General features: G+C 71.3%; 20 protein-coding genes, 1 pseudogene and 1 riboswitch. Of the genes and pseudogenes, 15 read left to right on the plus strand and 6 right to left on the minus strand.

The window, feature by feature from the left end:
• Positions 1-38 precede the first annotated feature (38 nt).
• The gene (locus ACH4VX_RS02600) at positions 39-1,316 is read left to right on the plus strand and encodes an Ig-like domain-containing protein (protein WP_398365343.1); all 1,278 of its coding nucleotides are present in this window, start codon (positions 39-41) and stop codon (positions 1,314-1,316) included.
• A 119-nt stretch (positions 1,317-1,435) separates the two neighbouring features.
• Here ACH4VX_RS02600 and ACH4VX_RS02605 read toward each other — a convergent pair whose 3' ends face one another.
• Positions 1,436-1,837 (minus strand): hypothetical protein, encoded by a 402-nt coding sequence (locus tag ACH4VX_RS02605; RefSeq protein WP_398365345.1) that lies wholly within the window; start codon positions 1,835-1,837, stop codon positions 1,436-1,438.
• A gap of 227 nt (positions 1,838-2,064) precedes the next feature.
• On the opposite strand from ACH4VX_RS02605, the gene ACH4VX_RS02610 reads away from it, so the two are divergent.
• The 6 genes from ACH4VX_RS02610 (at position 2,065) to ACH4VX_RS02635 (ending at position 9,401) form a co-directional block, all read left to right on the plus strand.
• Entirely contained in the window at positions 2,065-2,676 is a 612-nt protein-coding gene (locus ACH4VX_RS02610; RefSeq protein WP_398365347.1) for a heme-copper oxidase subunit III, read from the plus strand.
• Positions 2,677-2,758: 82 nt separating this feature from the next.
• Positions 2,759-3,571 (plus strand): c-type cytochrome, encoded by an 813-nt coding sequence (locus ACH4VX_RS02615; RefSeq protein WP_398365349.1) that lies wholly within the window; start codon positions 2,759-2,761, stop codon positions 3,569-3,571.
• Positions 3,568-4,626 carry a Rieske 2Fe-2S domain-containing protein gene (locus tag ACH4VX_RS02620; RefSeq protein WP_398365350.1) on the plus strand — a complete coding sequence of 353 codons (1,059 nt, stop codon included), beginning with the start codon at positions 3,568-3,570 and terminating at the stop codon, positions 4,624-4,626. The genes ACH4VX_RS02615 and ACH4VX_RS02620 overlap by 4 nt, the downstream gene beginning before the upstream one ends.
• Positions 4,623-6,260 (plus strand): cytochrome bc complex cytochrome b subunit, encoded by a 1,638-nt coding sequence (locus tag ACH4VX_RS02625; protein ID WP_398365352.1) that lies wholly within the window; start codon positions 4,623-4,625, stop codon positions 6,258-6,260. Before ACH4VX_RS02620 ends, ACH4VX_RS02625 begins: the two co-directional genes overlap by 4 nt.
• Positions 6,261-6,414: 154 nt before the next feature.
• Positions 6,415-7,479 (plus strand): anthranilate phosphoribosyltransferase, encoded by a 1,065-nt coding sequence (trpD, locus tag ACH4VX_RS02630; protein WP_398365354.1) that lies wholly within the window; start codon positions 6,415-6,417, stop codon positions 7,477-7,479.
• A 76-nt stretch (positions 7,480-7,555) separates the two neighbouring features.
• Positions 7,556-7,672: riboswitch (SAM riboswitch) on the plus strand.
• A gap of 355 nt (positions 7,673-8,027) precedes the next feature.
• Positions 8,028-9,401, plus strand: a complete 1,374-nt coding sequence (locus ACH4VX_RS02635; RefSeq protein WP_398365356.1) for an aminotransferase class V-fold PLP-dependent enzyme — start codon at positions 8,028-8,030, stop codon at positions 9,399-9,401.
• Here the strand turns inward: ACH4VX_RS02635 and ACH4VX_RS02640 are convergent.
• The 3 genes and pseudogenes from ACH4VX_RS02640 to ACH4VX_RS02650 all read right to left on the minus strand — a co-directional run.
• Positions 9,350-9,583: pseudogene (locus ACH4VX_RS02640) on the minus strand (glycerate kinase); the annotation flags it as partial. The gene ACH4VX_RS02635 and the pseudogene ACH4VX_RS02640 overlap by 52 nt on opposite strands.
• Before the next feature lie 282 nt (positions 9,584-9,865).
• Complete coding sequence (locus ACH4VX_RS02645) at positions 9,866-10,147, minus strand: Lrp/AsnC family transcriptional regulator (protein ID WP_030820493.1); 282 nt, start codon at positions 10,145-10,147, stop codon at positions 9,866-9,868.
• The gene (locus ACH4VX_RS02650; RefSeq protein ID WP_398365358.1) at positions 10,144-10,878 is read right to left on the minus strand and encodes a rhomboid family intramembrane serine protease; all 735 of its coding nucleotides are present in this window, start codon (positions 10,876-10,878) and stop codon (positions 10,144-10,146) included. Before ACH4VX_RS02650 ends, ACH4VX_RS02645 begins: the two co-directional genes overlap by 4 nt.
• Before the next feature lie 156 nt (positions 10,879-11,034).
• Between ACH4VX_RS02650 and ACH4VX_RS02655 the strand changes: the two genes are divergently transcribed.
• The 5 genes from ACH4VX_RS02655 (at position 11,035) to ACH4VX_RS02675 (ending at position 16,595) form a co-directional block, all read left to right on the plus strand.
• On the plus strand, positions 11,035-11,274 hold the full coding sequence (locus tag ACH4VX_RS02655) for a hypothetical protein (protein ID WP_398365360.1): 240 nt from the start codon (positions 11,035-11,037) through the stop codon (positions 11,272-11,274).
• A 103-nt stretch (positions 11,275-11,377) separates the two neighbouring features.
• Positions 11,378-12,721, plus strand: a complete 1,344-nt coding sequence (locus ACH4VX_RS02660; RefSeq protein ID WP_398365362.1) for an NYN domain-containing protein — start codon at positions 11,378-11,380, stop codon at positions 12,719-12,721.
• Positions 12,722-12,952: 231 nt separating this feature from the next.
• Positions 12,953-13,993, plus strand: coding sequence for an NlpC/P60 family protein (locus ACH4VX_RS02665; RefSeq protein ID WP_398365364.1), 1,041 nt, complete (start codon positions 12,953-12,955; stop codon positions 13,991-13,993).
• Between the two features lie 364 nt (positions 13,994-14,357).
• Entirely contained in the window at positions 14,358-15,371 is a 1,014-nt protein-coding gene (locus tag ACH4VX_RS02670) for an NlpC/P60 family protein (protein ID WP_398365366.1), read from the plus strand.
• A 33-nt stretch (positions 15,372-15,404) separates the two neighbouring features.
• Positions 15,405-16,595, plus strand: coding sequence for a hypothetical protein (locus ACH4VX_RS02675; RefSeq protein ID WP_398365367.1), 1,191 nt, complete (start codon positions 15,405-15,407; stop codon positions 16,593-16,595).
• Positions 16,596-16,759: 164 nt separating this feature from the next.
• Here the strand turns inward: ACH4VX_RS02675 and ACH4VX_RS02680 are convergent, their stop codons facing one another.
• Positions 16,760-17,995 carry a glycosyltransferase 87 family protein gene (locus ACH4VX_RS02680; RefSeq protein WP_398365369.1) on the minus strand — a complete coding sequence of 412 codons (1,236 nt, stop codon included), beginning with the start codon at positions 17,993-17,995 and terminating at the stop codon, positions 16,760-16,762.
• A 120-nt stretch (positions 17,996-18,115) separates the two neighbouring features.
• Between ACH4VX_RS02680 and ACH4VX_RS02685 the strand changes: the two genes are divergently transcribed.
• Positions 18,116-19,258, plus strand: coding sequence for a glycosyltransferase family 4 protein (locus ACH4VX_RS02685; RefSeq protein ID WP_398365370.1), 1,143 nt, complete (start codon positions 18,116-18,118; stop codon positions 19,256-19,258).
• 110 nt (positions 19,259-19,368) lie between these two features.
• On the opposite strand, the gene ACH4VX_RS02690 is transcribed toward ACH4VX_RS02685, so the two are convergent.
• A complete protein-coding gene (locus ACH4VX_RS02690) occupies positions 19,369-21,165 on the minus strand; it encodes an AMP-dependent synthetase/ligase (RefSeq protein WP_398365371.1) in 1,797 nt (598 codons plus the stop codon).
• Positions 21,166-21,461: 296 nt separating this feature from the next.
• Here ACH4VX_RS02690 and ACH4VX_RS02695 point away from each other — a divergent pair, with 296 nt between their 5' ends.
• Positions 21,462-22,259, plus strand: a complete 798-nt coding sequence (locus tag ACH4VX_RS02695; RefSeq protein ID WP_398365372.1) for a metallophosphoesterase — start codon at positions 21,462-21,464, stop codon at positions 22,257-22,259.
• A gap of 123 nt (positions 22,260-22,382) precedes the next feature.
• On the plus strand, positions 22,383-22,826 hold the full coding sequence (locus ACH4VX_RS02700) for an SRPBCC family protein (RefSeq protein WP_398365374.1): 444 nt from the start codon (positions 22,383-22,385) through the stop codon (positions 22,824-22,826).
• Positions 22,827-23,157: the final 331 nt, after the last annotated feature.

Consider the following 23,157-nt stretch of genomic DNA (forward strand, 5'->3'; position numbering starts at 1 on the left):
AGTGAGCCGAGGGCGGTGCGGGTTCCTAGCGTGAGGCCATGAGACGCACAGAATCCCCTCGTGGCGCGGGCGCCGGGCGGAGCCGCGTCGCAGGCTGCACGCTGCTGGTGATCGCCCTCGGCGCGGGCGTCACGGGCTGTTCCTCCGGCGGTGATCCGCTGTCCGCCGAGCCCTACGACGCGGCGGACCAGATCTCCTTCGGCGGATCCGTCGAGGCGGGCAGGAAGGCCGACCCCGACAAGCCCCTGGAGGTCGTCGCCGAGGACTCCGACGGGCGCATCACGGACGTCACCGCCGTGGACGCCTCGGGGCGCCACGTGGCGGGCGAACTGGCCGCCGACGGCAGCCGCTGGCACAGCACCTCCCCGCTGGCCGCCCATGCCCGGTACACGGTCCGGGTGAGCACCGAGGACGAGGACGGGGCGCCCGGCCGCAAGGTCCTCACCTTCACCACCGGCAAGCCCACCACCACCAAGCGCCTGGCCGTCACCTTCGGCCCCGAGGCGGGCACGTACGGCGTCGGCCAGCCCCTCACCGCCGAGCTGAGCGCACCCGTCGAGGACCGGGCCCAGCGAGCCGTCGTGGAGCGCGCCCTGAAGGTCGAGTCCACCCCCGCCGTGTCCGGCGCCTGGCACTGGGTGGACGACAAGGAGCTGCACTACCGCCCCCAGGACTACTGGCCCGCCCACGCCACCGTCAGCGTGCGCAGCACCCTGGACGGCATCAAGGTCAACGACCGGCTGCGGGGCGGCAGGGCCAAGCCCCTGACGATCCGCACCGGCGACCGGGTGATAGCCGTCACCGACGCCGCCACGCACCGACTGACGGTCCACAGGAACGACGAGGAGATCAAGCAGATCCCCGTCACCACCGGCAAGCCCGGCTTCGAGACCCGCAACGGCGTCAAGGTCGTGCTCGCCAAGGAACGCCTCGTACGTATGCGCAGTACCACCGTCGGCATCGCCGAGGGTTCGACGGAGTCGTACGACCTGGACGTCCACTTCGCCACCCGGGTGACCTGGAGCGGCGAGTACGTGCACGCCGCCCCCTGGTCCGTCGGCTCCCAGGGCTACGACAACGTCAGCCACGGCTGCGTCGGCATGAGCACCGACGACGCGGAGTGGTTCTTCGACACCGTCCGCGAGGGCGACATCGTCAAGGTCGAGAACTCGACCGGCGACACCATGGAGCCCTTCGGCAACGGCTACGGCGACTGGAACCTCGACTGGCGGAAATGGCGAGCGGGCAGCGCCCTGACCCCCGGCACCACCCAGGACCCGGCCGAGCAGGCCCGCCTGAGACCACAGAGCGCATGAACGCCCCCGGGAGCAGCTCCCCCGGGGGGCGCGGGGCTGTGCCGGTATGCGGCTCTGCCGCGTGGGCGCGGACAACCTCCGCCGGCCCGCGGCCGCCGGACCACGGACAGGTCCGGCCCCTACGCGCCCTGCAAGGACTTCTGCCGCAGCAGCGACGCCAGCGCCGAGGCGAACTCGACCGGCTCCACCGGCAAGGTCACCGCAGACTCGGCGCGACTCCACGTCGCCAGCCACGCGTCCTGCGGCCGCCCGATCAGCAACAGCACCGGCGGACAGTCGAACACCTCGTCCTTGATCTGCCGGCACATCCCCATGCCCCCCATCGGCACGGCCTCACCGTCCAGCACGCACACATCGATGCCGCCGCGGTCGAGTTCCGCCAGCACGGCCGCCGGGGTCGCGCACTCCACGAACTCCACGACGGGCACGTCCGGCGCCGGCCGCCGCCCGGTGGCGAGCCGCACCTGCTCCCGGGTGTTGGCGTCGTCGCTGTAGACCAGCACCGTGGCGGTCGCCTGCATTGTTCCTCCACGCGTAAGAGAGAGGGCACGGCTCTGTCGGGAACTTCGGGTACCGATGGCGCGGATGCTACCCCCTCCGACCGCTTGTCAACACTGCTTCGGACACACCTTCGAGACGGCTCCGCCACGGGCTCCGGGTGGGCCATCCGGGCAGTCCAGGAGGGCCGAACACACCGAACGGCACCCCCGGGAGTGAGGGCGGGATAAGCGACCGACATAATGTCGGCGTGGCGACAGCAACGACAGTAGATACCGGGCACGCGCACCCGTCGGTCAACCGACCGAACCTCACCAGCGTCGGAACCATCATCTGGCTGAGTTCCGAGCTGATGTTCTTCGCGGCCCTCTTCGCGATGTACTTCACCCTGCGATCGGTGACCGGACCCGACTTCTGGTCGGAGAAGGCCGACGCCCTGAACTTCCCGTTCTCGGCGGCGAACACCACGATCCTGGTGCTCTCCTCCCTCACCTGCCAGCTCGGCGTGTTCGCCGCCGAGCGCGGTGACGTGAAGAAGCTCCGGATGTGGTTCATCGTCACCTTCGTCATGGGCTCGGTCTTCATCGGCGGTCAGGTCCTCGAGTACACCGAGCTGGTCAAGCACGAGGGCCTGTCCCTCTCCTCCGACCCGTACGGTTCGGTGTTCTACCTGACCACCGGCTTCCACGGCCTGCACGTGACGGGCGGTCTGATCGCCTTCCTGCTGGTCCTGGGCCGGACCTACGCGGCCCGGAGGTTCACTCACGAACAGGCGACCGCGGCCATCGTCGTGTCCTACTACTGGCACTTCGTCGATGTCGTCTGGATCGGCCTCTTCGCCACGATCTACATGATCAAGTAGCCGGGCCCGCATCCGCGCGCGCTCCTCGAGAGCGCACCAACCAGAAGCATCGACGCAGAAGATCCTGACACCGGGGTAATCCGTGAAAAAGCTCTCCGCACGACGACGCCATCCGCTGGCGGCGCTCGTCGTCCTACTCCTCGCGCTGGCATGCACCGGGGGGCTGTACGCCGTGTTCGCACCCGCGGACAAGGCGCAGGCAGACGAAACCGCCCAGTCCCTCACCATCGAGGAGGGCAAGAAGCTCTACTCGGTCGGCTGCGCCAGCTGCCACGGCACCGGCGGTCAGGGCACCTCCGACGGCCCGAGCCTGGTGGGCGTGGGCGCCGCGGCCGTCGACTTCCAGGTGAGCACCGGCCGTATGCCGGCCGCCACCTCGCAGGCCGCACAGATCCCGGACAAGCCTGCCGTCTACACGCAGGCCGAGATCGACCAGCTGGCGGCGTACGTCGCCTCCCTGGGCGCCGGCCCGGCCGTCCCCACGGAGGCGCAGTACGGCCCCGAGGGCGCCGACATCGCCAAGGGTGGCGAACTGTTCCGCAACAACTGCGCGCAGTGCCACAACTTCACCGGCAAGGGCGGTGCGCTCACGCACGGCAAGTACGCCCCGAGCCTGGAGGACGTCTCCCCCAAGCACATCTACGAGGCCATGCTCACCGGCCCGCAGAACATGCCCTCCTTCCCCGACAGCACGCTGACGGAGCAGAACAAGAAGGACGTCATCGCGTACCTGGGCGAGGTCAACACCGACAAGACCGAGAGCCCGGGCGGCATGCAGCTGGGCGGGCTGGGCCCGGTCAGCGAGGGCCTGTTCGGCTGGATCTTCGGTCTCGGCGGACTCATCGCCGTCGCTGTGTGGGTCGCCGCTCGGACCGCAAAGGCCAAGAAGTCATGAGTAGCCAAGACATTCCCGAAGAGAACCTGCCCGCAGCGCAGGACACCACCCACGGCGCGGTGAGGCTCGCGGACGAGAAGAACCCGTTCGCCGACCCGGGCCTGCCGCCCCACGAGCACCGGATCCAGGACGTCGACGAGCGGGCCGCCAAGCGGTCCGAGCGCACGGTCGCCCTGCTGTTCACGCTGTCGATGCTGGCCACCGTCGGCTTCATCGCCTCGTTCGTGGCGATTCCGGTCGAGAAGATCGTCTACATCTTCCCGCTGGGTCACATCAGCGCTCTGAACTTCGCGCTCGGCGCGACGCTCGGCATCGCGCTGTTCGCCATCGGCGCGGGCGCGGTCCACTGGGCCCGCACCCTGATGTCCGATGAGGAGATGACCGACGAGCGGCACCCGATCGAGGCCTCGCCGGAGGTCAAGGCGAAGGTCATGGACGACTTCCGCCAGGGCGCCAAGGAGTCGGCGCTCGGCCGGCGCAAGCTGATCCGCAACACGATGTTCGGTGCCCTCGCCCTGTTCCCGCTCTCCGGCGTGGTGCTGCTGCGCGACCTCGGGCCGCTGCCCGGGACCAAGCTGCGCCACACCCTGTGGGGCAAGGGCAAGCTGCTCGTCAACATGAACACGAACGAGCCGCTGCGGCCGTCCGACCTCATCGTGGGCTCGCTGACCTTCGCCAAGCCCGAGGGCCTGGAGGAGCACGACCACGGCTTCCAGAACGAGATCGCCAAGGCCGCCCTGATGCTGGTCCGCATCCAGCCGGACGACATCAAGGACAAGCAGTCGCTCGAGTGGTCGCACGAGGGCATCCTCGCGTACTCGAAGATCTGCACCCACGTCGGTTGCCCGATCTCCCTGTACGAGCAGCAGACGCACCACGCGCTGTGCCCCTGTCACCAGTCCACCTTCGACCTTTCCGACGGTGCCAAGGTCATCTTCGGTCCCGCCGGTCACCCGCTGCCGCAGCTGCGTATCGGCGTGAACGACGAGGGCTACCTCGAAGCGCTCGGCGACTTCGAAGAGCCCGTCGGTCCTGCCTTCTGGGAGCGCGGATGAGTACTACGACGACCCCCGAGTCCCGCTCGCGCGGGAAGGCACCGGCCGGCGAACGTGTCGCCGACTGGGCCGACGGCCGACTGGGGATCTACTCCCTGGCCAAGGCCAACATGCGGAAGATCTTCCCGGACCACTGGTCCTTCATGCTGGGCGAGATCTGCCTCTACAGCTTCCTCATCATCATCCTCACGGGCGTGTACCTGACGCTGTTCTTCCACCCGTCGATGAACGAGGTGGAGTACCACGGCTCCTACGTCCCGCTGCAGGGCCAGCTGATGAGCGAGGCCTACAAGTCGACGCTGGACATCAGCTTCGACGTCCGTGGCGGCCTGCTGATCCGGCAGATCCACCACTGGGCCGCGGTCATCTTCCTGGCCGGCATGTTCGTGCACATGATGCGCGTCTTCTTCACCGGTGCGTTCCGCAAGCCGCGTGAGATCAACTGGCTGTTCGGCTTCCTGCTGTTCGTCCTCGGCATGTTCACCGGTTTCACCGGTTACTCGCTGCCGGACGACCTGCTCTCCGGAACCGGTGTCCGCTTCACCCAGGGCGCGATCCTGTCCGTGCCGATCGTCGGCACGTACATCTCGATGTTCCTGTTCGGCGGAGAGTTCCCGGGCACCGACTTCGTCGCGCGGTTCTACTCGATCCACATCCTGCTGCTGCCGGGCATCATGCTCGGCCTGGTGGTCGCCCACCTGATCCTGGTCTTCTACCACAAGCACACTCAGTTCGCGGGTGCCGGACGGACCAACAAGAACGTCGTGGGCATGCCGCTGCTGCCGGTCTACATGGCCAAGGCCGGAGGCTTCTTCTTCCTGGTCTTCGGCTTCACCGCCCTGATCGCCGGCATCGCGTCCATCAACCCGATCTGGAGCATCGGCCCCTACCGGCCGGACATGGTCTCCACGGGCGCCCAGCCCGACTGGTACATGGGCTTCGCCGAGGGCCTGGTCCGCGCAATGCCCGGCTGGGAGATCAACTTCTGGGGCCACACCCTGGTCCTGGGCGTCTTCGTCCCGCTGACGCTGTTCGGCATCTTCCTCGCGGTCTTCGCGCTCTACCCGTTCATCGAGTCCTGGATCACCGGGGACAAGCGCGAGCACCACATCCTGGACCGGCCGCGCAACGCCCCGACCCGTACGGCCTTCGGTGTCGCCTGGGTCACGGCGTACATGATCATGCTGATCGGTGGTGGCAACGACATCTTCGCCACCCACTTCCACCTCTCGATCAACGCGGTCACCTGGTTCGTCCGCATCGGCTTCTTCGTGGGACCGGTCATCGCGTTCGTCGTCACCAAGCGGATCTGCCTCGGCCTGCAGCGCCGGGACAAGGACAAGGTGCTGCACGGCCGCGAGTCGGGCATCATCAAGCGCCTGCCGCACGGTGAGTTCATCGAGGTGCACGAGCCGCTCAGCCAGGAGCAGCTGTACACCCTCACCGCGCACGAGCAGTACAAGCCGGCCGAGATCGGCCCGGAGGTCGACGAGAACGGCGTCCGACGCAAGGTGAAGGGCTCCGAGAAGCTGCGCGCCAAGCTCAGCAAGGGCTACTACGGCGAGGAGTCCCAGATTCCGAAGCCGACCATCGAGGAGTACAAGGAGATCACGAGCGGCCACGGCCACCACTGATCACCTTCAGCGCCTCACCCCGGTCGCCACACGACGGCGAAGGGCCCCCGTCCGTTCTGCGGACGGGGGCCCTTCGCCGTCCCCGGACCTGGATAGGGTGGAGCCCGGGACCCTTCTGGTTCCCGTGATCCTTCTACGACCATCAGGAGCGGCCATGAGCGCTGTGACCCCCGCTGGAGGCGACACCGCGGCGGGCCGCTCCTGGCCCGCCCTGCTGAACGGACTGCTGGACGGCCGGGACCTGTCCGCCGACGACACCGCCTGGGCGATGGACCTGATCATGAGCGGTGAGGCGACCGACGCGCAGATCGCCGGGTTCGCGGTGTCCCTGCGGGCCAAGGGCGAGACCGTCGAGGAGATCGCCGGCTGCGTACGGGCGCTGTACGCCCACGCCCATGTGATCGAGGTGCCGGGCGCGACCGTCGACATCGTCGGCACCGGCGGCGACGGCGCCAAGACGGTGAACATCTCCACGATGTCCTCGATCGTCGTGGCCGGAACCGGCGCGAAGGTCGTCAAGCACGGCAACCGGGCGGCCTCCTCCGCGTCCGGCGCCTCCGACGTCCTGGAGAAGCTCGGCGTCAATCTGGAGCTGACTCCGCGACGGGTCGCCGAGGTCGCCGAGGAGGCCGGGATCACCTTCTGCTTCGCGGTGAAGTTCCACCCGGCGCTGCGCCATGTGGCCGCCGCGCGGGGCCAGCTGGGCATCCGCACGGTGTTCAACTTCCTCGGCCCGCTGGCCAACCCGGCGCAGGTCAAGGCGCAGGCCGTCGGGGTCGCCGACCCGCGGATGGCGCCCATCATGGCCGGGGTGTTCGCCGGGCGCGGTCACTCCTCGCTGGTGTTCCGCGGCGACGACGGACTCGACGAGCTGACGACCACCGCCACCTCCCGGGTGTGGGTGGTCCGAGGCGGCAAGGTCGTCGAGGAGGCCTTCGATCCGCGTGACGTCGGCATCGGGCTGGTGCCCGTGGAGGCGCTGCGCGGCGCCGACGCCTCCTACAACGCCGAGGTCGCCCGCCGGCTCCTCGACGGCGAACCGGGCCCCGTACGGGACGCGGTGCTGCTGAACTCGGCGGCGGCGCTGGTGGCCCTGGAGCCGGGCGGCGAGACCCTGACGGAGCAGATCCGCGCCGGGATGGCGAAGGCGGCCGAGGCGATCGACTCGGGGGCCGCCAAGCGGGTCCTGGAGCGCTGGGTGGCCGTCAGCAACGCGTAGCCGCCGGACGGCGGGACGTCCCGCGATCCGGACACGGGTTGCGGGACGTCGATCGTTTCACGTATTTTCCTGTCCAGGTCATGAGTGACAGCCATCAGGCCCCGGCCGGCTGTCCGGCAACCCTCCGTCCGTGGCGGGGTGCCCCGGGTGAAGACCAGGCCGTGGGCAGCAAGGCTCACGGCAAGCGCGGACCCCTCGACGCTTTTGATTTATTGATGAGGGCAGGGGTCCTGGTCGTCGAGGAGTCTTCCGTGAGCAAGCGAATGCGCTAGGGCCGGCCGCCCGTCTCCCGTCGTCCGCCCGAAGCGCGGGCCGCGCGGTGTCCGGTGCGTGCAGCTGCAAGGCGGAGGAGGGAGCCGACGCGGAGCGTCGGGGACCGACGACAACGCCGCAGACGCGCGTGCCAGGCGGTGCACGGCAGACGAGAGACGGACAGCCGGCCCAAGGGCTGCCGAGCCCCGCCTCCGCACACCCCTTTCTCTTCACCTCCGCGCTGGAGCCGTCTGCGCTCGCGCGGGGATTCCGCCTGTCTCACCGGGAGTTCCGCCATGTCCGTCCCCACTGCTGCCGCCGACCGGTCCGTCTGTGCCCCGCTGCCCGTTCTGGGCCGGGACGTCACCGTTCCCCTCGTCACCGGTGGCGAGGTCACCTACGCCGCCCTCGACTACGCCGCCAGCGCCCCCGCCCTCCAGCGGGTGTGGGACGACGTGGCCGCGTACGCGCCGTACTATGGCAGCGTCCACCGGGGCGCCGGATACCTCTCCCAGCTCTCCACCGACCTGTTCGAGAACGCCCGCCGGACCGTCGCGGAGTTCCTCGACTGCCGTGCCGGGGACCAGGTGGTGTTCACCCGGTCCACCACCGACTCCCTCAACCTGCTCGCCGCCGCGCTCCCCGTCGGCTGCGAGGTCTTCGTCTTCGAGACCGAGCACCACGCCTCCCTGCTGCCCTGGCGCGGTGCGCGGGTCACCTACCTGGACGCCCCGCGCAGCCCCCGGCAGGCCGTCGAGACCCTGGAGCGCGCCCTCGCCGACCGCGACCCCTACGGTCCCGCCCTGGTCTGCGTCACCGGCGCCTCCAACGTCACCGGCGAGCTGTGGCCCGTACGGGAACTGGCCGCCGCCGCGCACGCGCACGGTGCCCGGATCGTGCTGGACGCAGCCCAGTTGGCCCCGCACCACCCGGTGAGCCTCCGCGACCTGGACGTCGACTGGGTCGCCTTCTCCGGGCACAAGCTGTACGCCCCCTTCGGTTCCGGTGTGCTGGCCGGCCGCGCCGACTGGCTCCGGGTGGCCGAGCCCTACCTCGCGGGCGGCGGCGCCAGCCGCAAGGTCACCCGGCGCGGGGACGGGGGAGTGGACGTGGAGTGGCACGACAGCGCCGCCCGTCACGAGGCCGGCTCGCCCAACGTCATCGGCGCCCACGCCGTCGCGTCCGCCTGCAAGGAGCTCACCGAGGCCGGGTTCGAGACGCTGGCCGCGCGTGAGGAGCAGCTGATCCGCGCGGTGCGCGAAGGGCTCGCGGACGTGCCCGAGGTGCGGTTCCTGTCCCTGTTCGGGGACGACGCCCCGCGCGTCGGCGTGCTCTCCTTCGTCGTCGAGGGCTGGAACAGCTCCCACTTCGCCGCCGCGCTCTCCGCCGAGTACGGCATCGGCGTACGGGACGGGCTGTTCTGCGCGCACCCGCTGGTGCGCACGCTGCTCGGCGGCGACACGCAGGCTCAGGGCGAGTGCGGAGCCCCCGAGGCGGCGCCCGGGGAGAAGTCCCTCAACGCCATCCGCGTCAGCTTCGGTGCGGGCACGCCGGACGAGCACGTCGAGCGGTTCGTCCGCGCGGTACGGGAGCTCGTACGGGACGGGGCCCGCTGGAACTACCGCACGGTGGACGGCCGCTGCGTCCCGGACACCTCCGCCCGGACGTGACGGTTCTCGCCTCCGGGGGCGGAGCCCCGGGTCGGGACGGGAAGGGGCGGCGGGGGCGAGAACCGGTTGTGGGCGGGCACGGGCAGGCGGGTGCCCAGGACGATCATCCGCAGTGCGCGCTCCGTGGCGTCGGTCGGAAGCTCCGCGCCGCGGACCAGGGCCTCCGCCAGGGCCATCGGGGCGACCTCGTCGCTCGGCGTCGGCTCGGGCCGCACGGACGGGGCCGTGGACGTCGGAGTGGGCGAGCCGCTGTCCAGTTCGACCTGTGGCGGCACCCTGGGCGGTCCGGGGCTGTCGGCGAGCGCGAAACCGGTCGCGGCGACGCCCGGCGGGATCAGCACGACGGCGGCCGGGGCCGCCGTCCGGCGAGTGAAGACCATGCACCCGATCCCGCGTCCCGCACCGGACCGCGCGGATGAGCCCCGGATGAAGAACTCCTCATGCGCCCCGCGCCGTTCCCGGCGTCAGCTGTCCAGGCCGATGGCGAACGCCGCCTCCAGGTCGTGCTGCGAGTACGTACGGAACGCCACGTGCGTGTCGGTGCCCTCCACGCCCGGGATCTTGCTGATCCGGCCGGGGATGACCTCCGCCAGGTCCTCGTGCTCGCGGACCCGCACCATGGCGATCAGGTCGTAGGTGCCGGTGACGGAGAAGACCTCGCTGACGCTGTCCAGCGCGGCGATCCGCTCCGCGATCTCGGGGATCCGGTCCACGCTGGTCTTGATGAGGACGATCGCGGTGATCACGGCTGGTTCTCTCCCTCGGGGGCCGGAGCAGGGGTGGCCTTCACTGTAGTCGCCCTGCCGAAACACCCCCACGCGTAGCCGAAGCCCAGCCCGAACCCGATCAGGTGCGCCAGATACGCCACCCCCGGCCCCTCGCCCGCCCGCCCCGCCGCCGCCCACTGCAGCCCCGCCCAGAACGGCAGCACCACCCATGCCGGCAGGCGTACCGGCAGGAAGAACAGGAACGGCAGGAGACTGGTCACCCGGGCCCGGGGGAACAGGAAGAGGAACGCACCGAGCACCGCCGAGATCGCTCCGGAGGCGCCGACCAGGGACCGCTCGGAGCCCGCGTCGGCGGCGGCGTACCCCAGCAGCGCGAGGTAGCCGCAGCCGGCGTAGCACAGGGTGAACCGCACCCGGCCCATCCGTGCCTCGGTCATCGCCCCGAAGACGTGGAGGAACAGCATGTTGCCGAGCAGATGCACCCAGCTGCCGTGCACGAACAGCGCCGTGGCGGGGGTGAGGACGGCCCCGGGGGATCCTTCGAACAGGTCTGCGGGAATGACGCCCCAGCGCCGGAAATAGGCCCTTTGCGCATCCAGCAGCTCCTCCCCGGAGCCGTGGGCCGGATGGAGGCCGGAGGCCGGCCCGATCAGGAAGACCAGGCAGCACAGCACGATGAGGGTGTGGGTCACCGGCGCGGAGGTGCCCCGGAGCGCCCCGGCGGCCGACGTGCTCCACTTGCGGATCATGAACACAGAGCATGACGTAACCGGACGCAACCGCACAGACCGCCTCGCCGCCGTGGACGGGCGGGCGGCGGGGACCCGCCAGGCCGTAGGGTTACGAGCCACACGCACCGGGGAGCCGGTGCGTCACGGACACTGGAAGGAAGGCGAACAGCCACGATGACGGTTCCTCTGCCGACCGCCTCGACGCGGTGGCGCTGCACCCTCTGCGGCAACCTCACACGCTTCGACGTGACCCGCTCGTCGAAGGTCGTCGAGTACGTCCACCTCGACCTGGCCGGAGAGGCCAAGGTCGAGGAGCGCGAGGTGCTCGGTGAGACCATCGAGTCGGTGCGGTGCCGCTGGTGCAACGCCGTGGATCAGGTGGAACTCGTGGACAGGCCGGGCGCCGGCTCCTGAGCGAAGGGGGTCCCTCCCGCTCGAGCGAAGTCGAGAGTGGGGGAGGGTCCCGCTGACGGCGACCCCGCGCATGGGGCCGCACACAGACAATGGGGTGTGACGGATGGTGGAGACCACGGGCGGGGGGCCGCAGGACGGCGCCGCCGAGGTGCTCGATCGTCCGCTGCCCGACGGAGTGCGCCGCCGGGTCGTCCGACTCGTCGCCGACGGCTTCGGCGGGCTCACGGTCACGGAGCTGCCCGCCCAGCTGCGGCAGTACGCGCGCTTCGCCCCGAACCGCCGCGCCAAGTTCGCCGGCAACGCCATGGCCGCGGCGCTGGAGACCGACCCGCTGTTCCGGCAGCGCATCGGGGAGAAGCTCAGAGAGGCCCAGCCGGAACTGACCGGCGCCCTCGACTCCGGGGCCCCGCCCCCGGCCGCGGACCCGCTCGACGTGGCGGCCGCGGCCTATGTGCTCCGCCCGCCCGGCTGGGTCAAGCTGGTGACCGCCGCGGGCGAGGAGGCCCAGCGCGCCGACGCCGAGCGCGCCGGTGCCGAGACCCGGGCCGAGCTGGAGCGGCTGGGCGCCGAACTCGACCGGGCCCGTGAGCAGACCAGGTCCGAGACCGAGCGGCTGCGCGCCGAGCTGGAGTCGGCGAAGAAGGAAGCCGAGTCGCTGCACCGCAAGCTGCGCTCCGCCCTCAGCGACGTCAAGCGCGGCGAGGCCGCCGTGCGCAAGCTGCGGGGCGAGATGGAGACCGTGCGCGCCGAGGGCCACGCCCAGGTGTCGGCCGCCGAGAGCGAGAGCCGGCGCCTCAAGGCCCGGCTGGGGGAGACCGAGGCCGCGCTGGAGGCCGCCCGCCGGGCCGCCCGCGAGGGCCGCAGCGTGGAGGACATGCGGGTCCGGCTGCTGCTGGACACCGTGCTGGACGCCGCCCAGGGGCTCCGCCGGGAGCTGGCGCTGCCTCCCGTGTCCGTCCGGCCCGCCGAGACCGTGGACGCCGTCGAGCCCGGCCGCATGACCCCGAAGGACATCGCCGCCCGCGCGCTGTCCGAGCACGACCCGGCCATCCTCGACCAGCTGCTGGCACTGCCGCAGGCGCATCTGGTCGTCGACGGCTACAACGTCACCAAGACCGGCTATCCCCAGATGCCCCTGGAGAAGCAGCGTCTGCGCCTGCTGGGCCAGCTCGCCCAGCTCGCCGCCCAGACCGGCGCCGAGGTGACCTGTGTCTTCGACGGCGCCGAACTGGCCGCGCCGGTGCTGCTCGCGCCGCCGCGCGGGGTGCGGGTGCTGTTCTCCAAGCCGGGCGTCACCGCCGACGAGCTGATCCGCCAGCTGGTGCGCGCCGAGCCGCCGGGGAGGCCCGTCATCGTCGCCTCCACCGACCGCGAGGTCGCCGACGGGGTGGCCCGCGCGGGCGCACGCCCCGTCGCGTCGGCGGTGCTCCTCAAGAGGCTTTCCTAGTATCTGATTCACATCCGTCCCTCGTACAACGTACGGGATCTTTGCCCGAATTGACGGAACCGTCACGCAACGTAGCGTCAGGGCAGCATCACTGCAGGTGAGTTGGGGTCGAATAAACCCGGTGTAACGGAGATTTTGTGTCCAGGGATTTGAACTGATCACAAGAGAATCACTAGGGTCTCCCTTCGAACCCTCGCTCGCGCGATCACTCTCGAGAAGGAGCTCGTCTCCGTGGCGTCCCACCGTCGTCCCAAGCAGCCGAGCCGCGCACGTGTGACTGTGCTCACCACCGCTGCCGCAGCTGCCGTCGTCATGAGCTCGCAGGCCGCCAACGCCGCGCCGAGCGAGAAGCCGAGCAAGGACGAGGTCAAGACCAAGGTCGACAAGCTCTACGAGCAGGCGGAACAGGCCACCGAGAAGTACAACGGGGCCAAGGAGAAGCAGGAGAAGCTCCAGAAGGAGATCTCCACGATCCAGGACAACGTCGCCAAGGGCCAGCAGGAGCTCAACGAGCTGCGCGACGGCCTCGGTTCGATGGCCAGCGCCCAGTACCGCAACGGCGGCATCGACCCCTCCGTCCAGCTCTTCCTCTCCGCCGACCCGGACGACTACCTCGACAAGGCGTCCACCCTCGACCAGTTGAGCACCCAGCAGGTCGACGCACTGAAGGAGATCCAGGAGAAGCAGCGCGAGCTCGCCCAGCAGCGCTCCGAGGCGTCCGAGAAGCTCAAGGACCTCTCCGCCACCCGCACCGAACTGGGCAAGAAGAAGAAGGAAGTCCAGAGCAAGCTCTCCTCCGCGCAGAAGCTGCTCAACACCCTCACCGCCGCGGAGAAGCAGCAGCTCGCCAAGGACGAGAGCCGCGCCACCCGCGCCAGCGAGCGTGAGGCGCTCGACGTCAACGTCCCGGCCGGCTCCGGCCGCGCCGCCGCCGCCTTCGCCGCCGCCCAGAGCAAGCTCGGCACCCCCTACGTCTACGGCGCCACCGGCCCGTCCTCCTTCGACTGCTCCGGCCTGACCTCCTGGGCGTACGCGCAGGCCGGCGTCGGCATCTCGCGCACCTCCGAGGCCCAGACCGGCGACGGCACCAGGATCTACTCGGTGAGCCAGCTCAAGGTCGGCGACCTCGTCTTCTTCTTCAACGACCTGCACCACGTGGGTCTCTACGCGGGCAACGGCCAGATCATCCACGCCCCCCGCACCGGCACCGTCGTGCGCTACGAGTCGATGAACACCATCGGCGGCCCGTTCATGTTCGGCGTCCGCGTCTAGGAGATGTCGTCTGGATCTTGCCGAGCCGGGCGGGGTCCGGCACGCACCTCTGCGGCGTCGTCGTCGGTCCTCGACGCTCCGCGTCGATTCCCTCCTCCGCCTCGCGGCCGCACGCACCGGACCCCGTCCGGCTCGGCTGTGAGGCGCCGTCGCCTGAAGCCGGCCTGATCCAAACGACACCCCCTGGCTGCCGCCGTTCGGGGGATTCGTACCCGACCCGATCTTCCCCGCGCCCCGCCTCTGACGCAGGTCACAGGCGGGGCGTCACTGTGCGCGGTCGCCTCGGCCATGGGTTCGTCCGCCGTCGTGACGGCTACTGTCTGCCGCGTTTCCCTGTCCGCCAGTGGAAGGAGCGCGGCTTCCCGTGGGGTCCCACCGCCGTACCGCACCGTCGTCCGGAGCCGACCGGGGCGCCGCCGTCGCCCTCGGTCTGCTGTCCGCGGCGGCCACCGCCCTCACCGTCGTGCCGGCCGCGGCCACGCCGTACGACGTCACCCGGGCCGAGGTGGACCGCCTGTACCGGGAGGCCGAGAAGGCGACCGAGGCGTACAACGAGGCCGACGAGCGCGCCGACGGGCTGCGCCGGCGGATCGCCACCGCCCAGGACGGGATCGCCCGGCAGCAGGCACGCGTCAACACGATGCGGGAGTCGCTGGGGTCGCTCGCCGGTGCCCAGTACCGCTCCGGCGGCCTCGACCCCGCCCTCGTCCTGCTGCTCTCCGACGACCCGGAGGACTATCTCGAGAAGGCCTCCGTACTGGACCGGATCACCGTCCACCAGGCCGGTGAGCTGAGGAGACTCCGGGGCGCCCTGCGCTCCCTCGCCCAGGACCGCGCGGAGGCGGTCGGAGAGCTCGGCGCGCTGGAGAAGAGCCGCAAGGCCGTCACCGCGCACAAGCGGACCGTCGAACGCAAGCTCGCCGAGGCCCGTCGGCTGCTCGACTCCCTCCCGGCCGGCGAACGCGCCGCCTGGGGCCGCGCCACCCGCTCCGCACGCACGGACCTGCTCGGTCCGGGCCCGGCACCCGCCTCGGGCCGCGCGGCGGCCGCCGTCGCGGCGGCCCGCTCCGCCCTCGGCAAGCCCTACGTCTGGGGCGCCGGCGGCCCGTCCTCCTTCGACTGCTCCGGACTGACCCAGTGGTCGTACGCGCAGGCCGGGGTCGCGCTGCCGCGCACCTCGCAGGCCCAGCGGTACGCCGGCCGGCAGGTCCCCCTGTCCGAGGCGCGCCCCGGTGACCTGGTCGTCTACCGCTCCGACGCCTCCCACGTCGGGATGTACATGGGCAACGGCCAGGTGATCCACGCGCCTCACCCCGGCGCCCCGGTGCGCTACGACCCGGTCGGGATGATGCCGGTCTCGTCGGTCACCAGGGTCTGACCGCACCGGTCCGGCACCCGTACCCTCGGGAAGGTGGCTGGTCGAAGGCGGGTGTCGGGTGCGTCGGTGATGGCGCTGTGTCTGCTGCTCGTCTCCCTGGTGGGGTGCGGCGGGGGACCGGCCGTGGACGCCGTGCGCGCGGAGGTGCAGTCCCTCCTCGACCGCCGCGCGGAGGCCGTCCTCGACCTCGACGCCGCCGCGTACGCCCGCACCGGGACCCGGGCCGGGTTCGACAACCTGCGCGCGGTGCCGCTCGCCGACTGGTCCTACCGCGTCACCGCCCTCGACCGCACCGGTGACACCGCCACCGCCTCCGCCGACCTGAGCTACCGCGTCGAGGGTCACGACCGGTCCCCGATCACCACCGCCCGCTCCCTGAGCCTGAGCCGGGACCGCGACGGCCGCTGGTCCGTCGACTCCGACCGGCCCGCGAAGAAGTCCGGCCAGCAGTTGTGGGACCAGGGCCCCGCACGTGCCGTCCGGGGCGGGCGGAGCCTGGTCCTCGGCGTCGGGCAGCCCGACGAGAAGCTGCGGGACTACGCCGAACTGGCCGACCGCGCGGTGCCCGCGGTGTCCGACGCGTGGGGCCCGGAATGGAGCCGGCGCGTGGTCGTCCTGGTTCCGAAGACCCTGGAGGGCATGGCGGGCCTGCTGGGTTCACCCGCCTCCTCCTACCGGGGGATCGCGGCGGTCACCACCGGCACCACCGGCGCGGACGGGCGGGCGCCGGCGGACCGGGTCATCGTCAACCCGGACGCCTTCGGAATGCTCGGCGACTCGGGCCGGCAGGTCGTCCTCACCCACGAGACCACCCACGTCGCCACCCGCGCCCACACCTCCGCCGCGACCCCGCTGTGGCTGTCCGAGGGGTTCGCCGACTGGGTCGGCTACCGCGGCGGCGACCGCGCCCCCGCCGAGGCCGCACCGGAGCTCGCCTACGCGGTGGGCCGGGGCGAGGTGCCCGCCGGGCTGCCGGACGACGAGGACTTCGGCTTCTCCGGTGACGCGGACCGCCTCGCCCGTGCCTACGAGAGCGGCTGGCTGGCCTGCCGCCTCATCGCCGACCACTGGGGCGAGGAACGCCTCGGCGAGTTCTACCGCGCCGTGGGCGCACACGAGCACCGCGACGGCGCGGTGGAGGACGCGATGCGACGAGTCCTCGACACCACCCGCGAGGACTTCACGGCGCAGTGGCAGGAGTACGTGAGGAACGTACTGGGCTGAGCGCCTTCGGAACCGCGGGCAGTCGTGCCTCCGTCGTGCCTCAAGGGTTTGGGAGGGCGGGCCGGGGGTCCCCCCTCCGGGGGAGGCACCCCGTAAGCGCCGGGCCGCGCGCCCCACCCCCGGCCGGCGGCACGCGGCTGTCCGCGACTCGGCACCGTCCGAGGTCAGGACGAGACCGGCGTCCCGGCGGCACGGGCCGGCCCGGGAACCGCGGGAACCGGACGCCGACGGGGAACCGTCGCGCACCACAACACCCGCGCCGCCACAACCGTCGCCCCCACCAGAAGCCCGTTCCGCAGCACCAACAGCGCGATGCCCGGCACATCACTGGCCACCACATGCCCGAACCACACGGGGAACTCCAGCACCGTCACCAACGAAGCAACCAGCACCAGACCGACCGGCACCCCCATCCGGCTCCCACGGAAGCACAGGCACACCGCCCCGAGCCCGATCAGCCACACCATGTACTGCGGACTGATCACCCGACTCGTCGTGGTGAACATCAGCACCGCCACGAACGCCGCGTCGGCCACGGTCCGCGCCTCGAAACGGACGGCCATCATCCGCCACAGCACCAGCCAGGCCAGCGCGGCCCCGGTCAGGATCAGCGCACCCGTGCTCACCCAGCTCACATACGGGCCGAGGAACTCGACCGAGCCGTAGTTGAGCAGCACCTCGCCCTCCCACCCATGGTGCCGGGCCACATGGAAGACGAGCGCCCCCAGCGACTCGACCTCCGTCCCCCGGTCCCGCTGGAAGGTGAGGAACGCGAACGCCCCCGGCATCAGTACGGCGAACAGACCGGCCACCCCGGTACCGGTCACCGCCGCCGACACCCACGCACCGCGCCGCCGCACCGCGAGCAGCAGCAGCGCCGGCCACACCTTCACCAGTGCCCCGAGACCGGCGAGCGCCCCCGCCAGCCGGGGGTACCGGGTGGCCGCCAGCAACGCGGCCACGGCGACCGCGGTCACCATCACGTCGTAGCGCGCGTACACCGTCGGCCCCAGCAGCGGCACGCCCACCACCCAGACCAGGGCACCGCGCGGCGACCGGCCGGAACGGCGGCCGGCGTACCGCAGCAGGCACAGGGTGGCCAGGTCGGCGAGGCAGGCCAGGACGAAGAACGCGGTGGCGTACTCCAGGAACGGCAGCAGCCCGGGGGAGAGGATCGCCAGGGCCGCGGCGGGCGGATACTGCCAGGTCACGTCGTCCAGTGGGAACGTCCCGGTGCGCAGGACGTCGTACCAGCCCCGGTAGATCACCGACACGTCGCTGGTGACGTCCGGCCCGGGGAGGACGATCACCTTCAGGACGCACAGCAGCAGCGCGGCCCGCGTCAGTCCCCACAGAAGCAGCAGCCGGGCGAACGAGCCCCGTGCGGCCGTCGTCCTCATGTGCTCCCTGCCCGTCCGGTGTGCGGTCGTGAGGGGCCATGATGTCCCGGACACCTGTGTACGTGCCACAGAGCGCCGCCGTGGCGAACGGCGCACCCCCGTTCGGTAGGGTCTGCGGCGATGCACAAGACCCTGATCGTGACCAACGACTTCCCGCCCCGCCCCGGCGGCATCCAGGCGTTCCTGCACAACATGGCGCTGCGGCTCGACCCGGAGCGGCTCGTCGTCTACGCCTCCACCTGGAAGCGCTCCCGGGAGGGCGCCGAGGCGACCGCGGCCTTCGACGCCGAGCAGCCCTTCACCGTCGTGCGCGACCGTACGACCATGCTGTTGCCGACCCCGGCGGTCACCCGGCGGGCCGTCGGGCTGCTGCGCGAGCACGGGTGCGCCTCGGTGTGGTTCGGGGCGGCGGCACCGCTCGGCCTGATGGCACCGGCGCTGCGCCGGGCGGGCGCCGAGCGGATCGTGGCCACCACCCACGGCCACGAGGCCGGCTGGGCCCAGCTGCCCGCCGCGCGGCAACTCCTGCGCCGCATCGGGGACTCCACGGACACGATCACCTACCTCGGCGAGTACACGCGCTCCCGGATCGCCGGCGCGCTGACCCCCGAGGCGGCCTCCCGGATGGTGCAGCTGCCGCCCGGGGTCGACGAGAAGACCTTCCACCCCGGTTCGGGCGGCGACGAGGTGCGGGCGCGGCTGGGGCTGACCGACCGGCCGGTGATCGTGTGCGTCTCCCGGCTGGTGCCGCGCAAGGGGCAGGACACGCTGATCCGGGCGATGCCCGCGATCCTGGCCGCCGAACCGGACGCCGTCCTGCTGATCGTCGGCGGCGGGCCGTACGAGAAGGACCTGCGCCGGCTCGCCCGGGACACCGGCGTCGCCGCCTCGGTCCGCTTCACCGGCTCCGTCCCCTGGTCCGAGCTGCCCGCCCACTACGGCGCCGGCGACGTCTTCGCCATGCCGTGCCGCACCCGGCGCGGTGGCCTGGACGTCGAGGGCCTCGGCATCGTCTACCTGGAAGCCTCCGCGACCGGCCTCCCCGTCGTCGCCGGCGACTCCGGAGGCGCCCCCGACGCGGTCCTCGACGGCGAAACCGGCTGGGTCGTCCCCGGCGATTCGGCCGACCGGACCGCAGAGCGCGTCATCACCCTCCTGGGCGACGAGGAACTCCGCCGCAGGATGGGCGAGCGCGGCAGGGAATGGGTCGAACAGAAGTGGCGCTGGGACCTGTTGGCCGAGCACCTGAAGAAGCTGCTCTGAGAACGCCGTCGGGGGCGGCTTCCCAGGGGCGCGGGGAACCGCGCGACCAGCCGCATACGACGGAAAGCCGCCGGCGAAGCGTCCCCGGCACCCTCATGGGCACCGAAGTCCTACTTCGCGTAGATCGCCTCGATCTCATGGGCGTAGTCCTTGGCCACGACATTCCGCTTCAGCTTCAACGACGGAGTCAGATGTCCCGACTCCTCGGTGAACTGCGCGGGCAGGACACGGAACTTCCGCACCGACTCCGCCTTCGACACCGCCGAGTTGCCGTCGTCGATGGCCGTCTGGATCGCCGCGAGCAGATCGGGATCCTCGCTCAGCGACCCCGCGGTCGACCCCGCCGGCTTGCCGTGCTCGGCGCACCACCGGCCCAGGAACTCCTCGTCGAGGGTGACCAGCGCACCCACGAACGGCCGCCCGTCGCCCACGACCATGCACTCCGCGACCAGCGCGTGCGCCCGGATCCGGTCCTCGATGACCGCCGGGGCGACGTTCTTGCCGCCCGCCGTCACCAGTATTTCCTTCTTGCGGCCGGTGATCCGCAGATAACCGTCCTCGTCCAGCGTGCCGATGTCCCCCGTGTGGAACCAGCCGTCGGCCAGTGCCTCGGCGGTCGCGCCCGGGTTGTTCCAGTACTCCTTGAACAGGTGCTCGCCGTGCAGCAGCACCTCGCCGTCGTCCGCTATCCGGATCACCGAACCGGGCAGCGGCTGGCCGACCGTGCCGATCTTCTGCCGGTCCCACGGGTTGAACGCGGTGGCCGCGCACGACTCGGTGAGGCCGTAACCCTCCAGCACGCTGAAACCGATACCGCGGAAGAAGTGGCCCAGGCGCTCGCCCAGCGGGGCGCCGCCCGAGATGGCGTACTCGCCGCGCCCGCCCAGCACCGTGCGCAGCTTGCCGTAGACCAGCTTGTCGAACACCCTGTGCCTGATCTTCAGGCCGAGCGACGGCCCGGACGGCGTGTCCAGCGCCTGGCTGTAGGCGATCGCCGTGTCCGCCGCCTTGTCGAAGATCTTGCCCTTGCCGTCGGTCTGCGCCTTGGCCCGCGCCGAGTTGTAGACCTTCTCGAAGACCCGCGGCACGCCCAGGATCAGCGTCGGCCGGAACGCGGCCAGCTCGTCGGTGAGGTTCTTGATGTCGGGCACGCAGCCCAGCTTGATCGGCGCCATCATGGGCGCGATCTGCACCAGCCGCCCGAAGACATGCGCGAGCGGCAGGAACAGCAGCACCGAGCACTCGCCCGTGCGGAACAGCGGACGCAGCCGCTCCACGATGTTGCCGCACTCGGCGAAGAAGCTGCGGTGGGTCAGCACACAGCCCTTGGGGCGGCCGGTGGTGCCGGAGGTGTAGACGATGGTCGCCGGGTCGTCCGCCTTCGCGGACGAGCCGCGCTCCTCGACCGTCTCGTCGGTGACGTCCTGGCCGAGCCGGCCCAGCTCCTCGATGCCGCCGGACTCGATCTGCCACAGGTTCTCCAGCGCGGGCAGCCGGTCGCGTACCGACTCCACCGTCGCCGCGTGGGCGTCGAGCTCCACGAAGCAGGCGGTGGCGCCGGAGTCGCCGAGGATCCACGCCACCTGCTCCGGCGAGCTGGTCTCGTACACCGGCACGGTCACCGCGCCGGCGCTCCAGATCGCGAAGTCCAGCAGCGTCCACTCGTAACGGGTGCGGGACATCAGGCCGACCCGGTCACCGGGCCCCACACCGGCGGCGATCATGCCCTTGGCGGCCGCCCGCACCTCCGCCAGGAAGGTGGTGGCCGTCACGTCCTGCCAGGTCCCGCCCACCTTGCGGGCGATGACGGCGACGTCGGGGTGCTGCGCGGCGTTTCTGCGGACGATGTCGGTCAGGTTTCCGTCCGCGGGGACCTCGTACAAAGCCGGAAGGCTGAACTCGCGCAAGACTGCTGCTCCTCTTAGGGCGCCGGCGCCACGACGGTGTGCGATGCGACGGCGAGGTCCAAGGCTCGGGCGGGTGCTCGCGAATTCACATGTTGAAATCCCGAGCACGACTGGACTGCCCGGACGTTACCCGCCGGTATGGCGTCTACGACAGGGGGTCCCGGCGAGATGTTCGCTGCGTCACACAGGTTGGTTTTTCATTGCGCACAGTAGTGCACCCCCTCGCCGGCGAGCCAGTAACCGCAGGTAGGTCCGCCATTGTCCACGCGGGCCGCACACGCTTACCCTTGATCGCCATGGCATCCACACCAGGCGGAAACCCGCGCACACGCGTCCATGTGGTCAGTGACGTGCACGGCAACATCCGTGACCTGGCCCGGGCCGGCGAGGGTGCCGACGCCCTGGTCTGCCTGGGTGACCTGGTGCTCTTCCTCGACTACGCCGACCACTCGCGCGGCATCTTCCCCGACCTGTTCGGCACCCGGAACGCCGACCTCATCGTGGAGCTGCGCACCGCCCGCCGCTTCGAGGAGGCGCGCGAGTTCCAGCGCCGGCTGTGGGCCGGCATCGGCACGGACAAGGCCGCCGCGATCGAGAAGGCGGTGCGCAGGCAGTACGCCGAGCTGTTCGCCGCGTTCCCCACGCCGACGTACGCGACGTACGGCAACGTCGACATGCCGCCCCTGTGGCAGGAGTACGCGGGTCCCGGCACGACCGTGCTGGACGGGCAGCGGGTGGAGATCGGCGGCTGGACCTTCGGCTTCGTCGGCGGCGGCCTGCGCACGCCGATGCGCACGCCGTACGAGATCGGCGACGAGGAGTACGCGGCGAAGATCGAGGCCGTGGGCGAGGTCGACGTGCTGTGCACGCACATCCCGCCGGAGGTGCCCGAACTGGTCTACGACACCGTCGCGCGCCGCTTCGAACGCGGCAGCCGGGCCCTGCTGGACGCCATCCGCCGCACCCGGCCCCGCTACTCCCTGTTCGGACACGTCCACCAGCCGCTGGTGCGGCGGATGCGGATCGGCGCCACCGAGTGCGTGAACGTGGGGCACTTCGCGAGCAGCGGGCGGCCCTGGCGGCTGGAATGGTGACGATGTCCCAGGTCGGGTGAGTTGCGCGGGCCGGGCGCGCGGTAGCCTTCCGCTGCACGCTCGTGCGCTGTGTGCCCGGCACACGGCGACGACTACCGGCCCGCATCTGGAGGAGCCACGGCGATGGCGGAACACACCAGCTCGAGCATCACGATCGGGGCGGCGGCGGCCGATGTCATGGGGGTGATCGCCGACTTCGCCCGCTATCCGGACTGGACCGGTGAGGTGAAGGAGGCCGAGGTCCTCGCGACCGACGCCGAGGGCCGCGCCGAGCAGGTGCGTCTCGTCATGGACGCCGGCGCGATCAAGGACGACCAGGTCCTGGCGTACACCTGGACCGGCGGACACGAGGTCTCCTGGACCCTGGTGAAGTCCCAGATGCTCCGCTCCCTCGACGGCTCCTACATCCTCACCCCGGCCTCCCCGGGCACGACGGAGGTCACCTACCGCCTGACCGTCGACGTCAAGATCCCCATGCTCGGCATGATCAAGCGCAAGGCCGAGAAGGTCATCATCGACCGCGCCCTGGCGGGCCTGAAGAAGCGAGTGGAGTCCGGCCCGAAGTAACACAGCCGCCACAGCCGCGGGCAGTCGTGCCTCCCCCCAGTGCCTCAAAGGCCTGGGAGGTACCCCCAGGGCGGCACGGGTGGGCGGTGGGGGCACCTCCCGCTCGAGCGCGGCCGAGAGTGGGGGAGGCACCCCGCAAGCGCGGGCAGGCAAAACCCACCCCCGCCCAGCGTCCGTTACCGTTCACCCCCATGCGCACCCTCCTGATCACGGGCCCCGGCGGGGGGGGGGGGGCCCCCCCCCCCCCCCCCCCCCCCCCCCCCCCCCCCCCCCCCGGGCCCCCCCCCCGGGGGGGGGGGGGCCCCCGGGACGGCACCCCGGGGGGCCCGCG

This window comes from Streptomyces sp. NPDC020731 (assembly GCF_044334705.1).
Classification (GTDB): domain Bacteria; phylum Actinomycetota; class Actinomycetes; order Streptomycetales; family Streptomycetaceae; genus Streptomyces.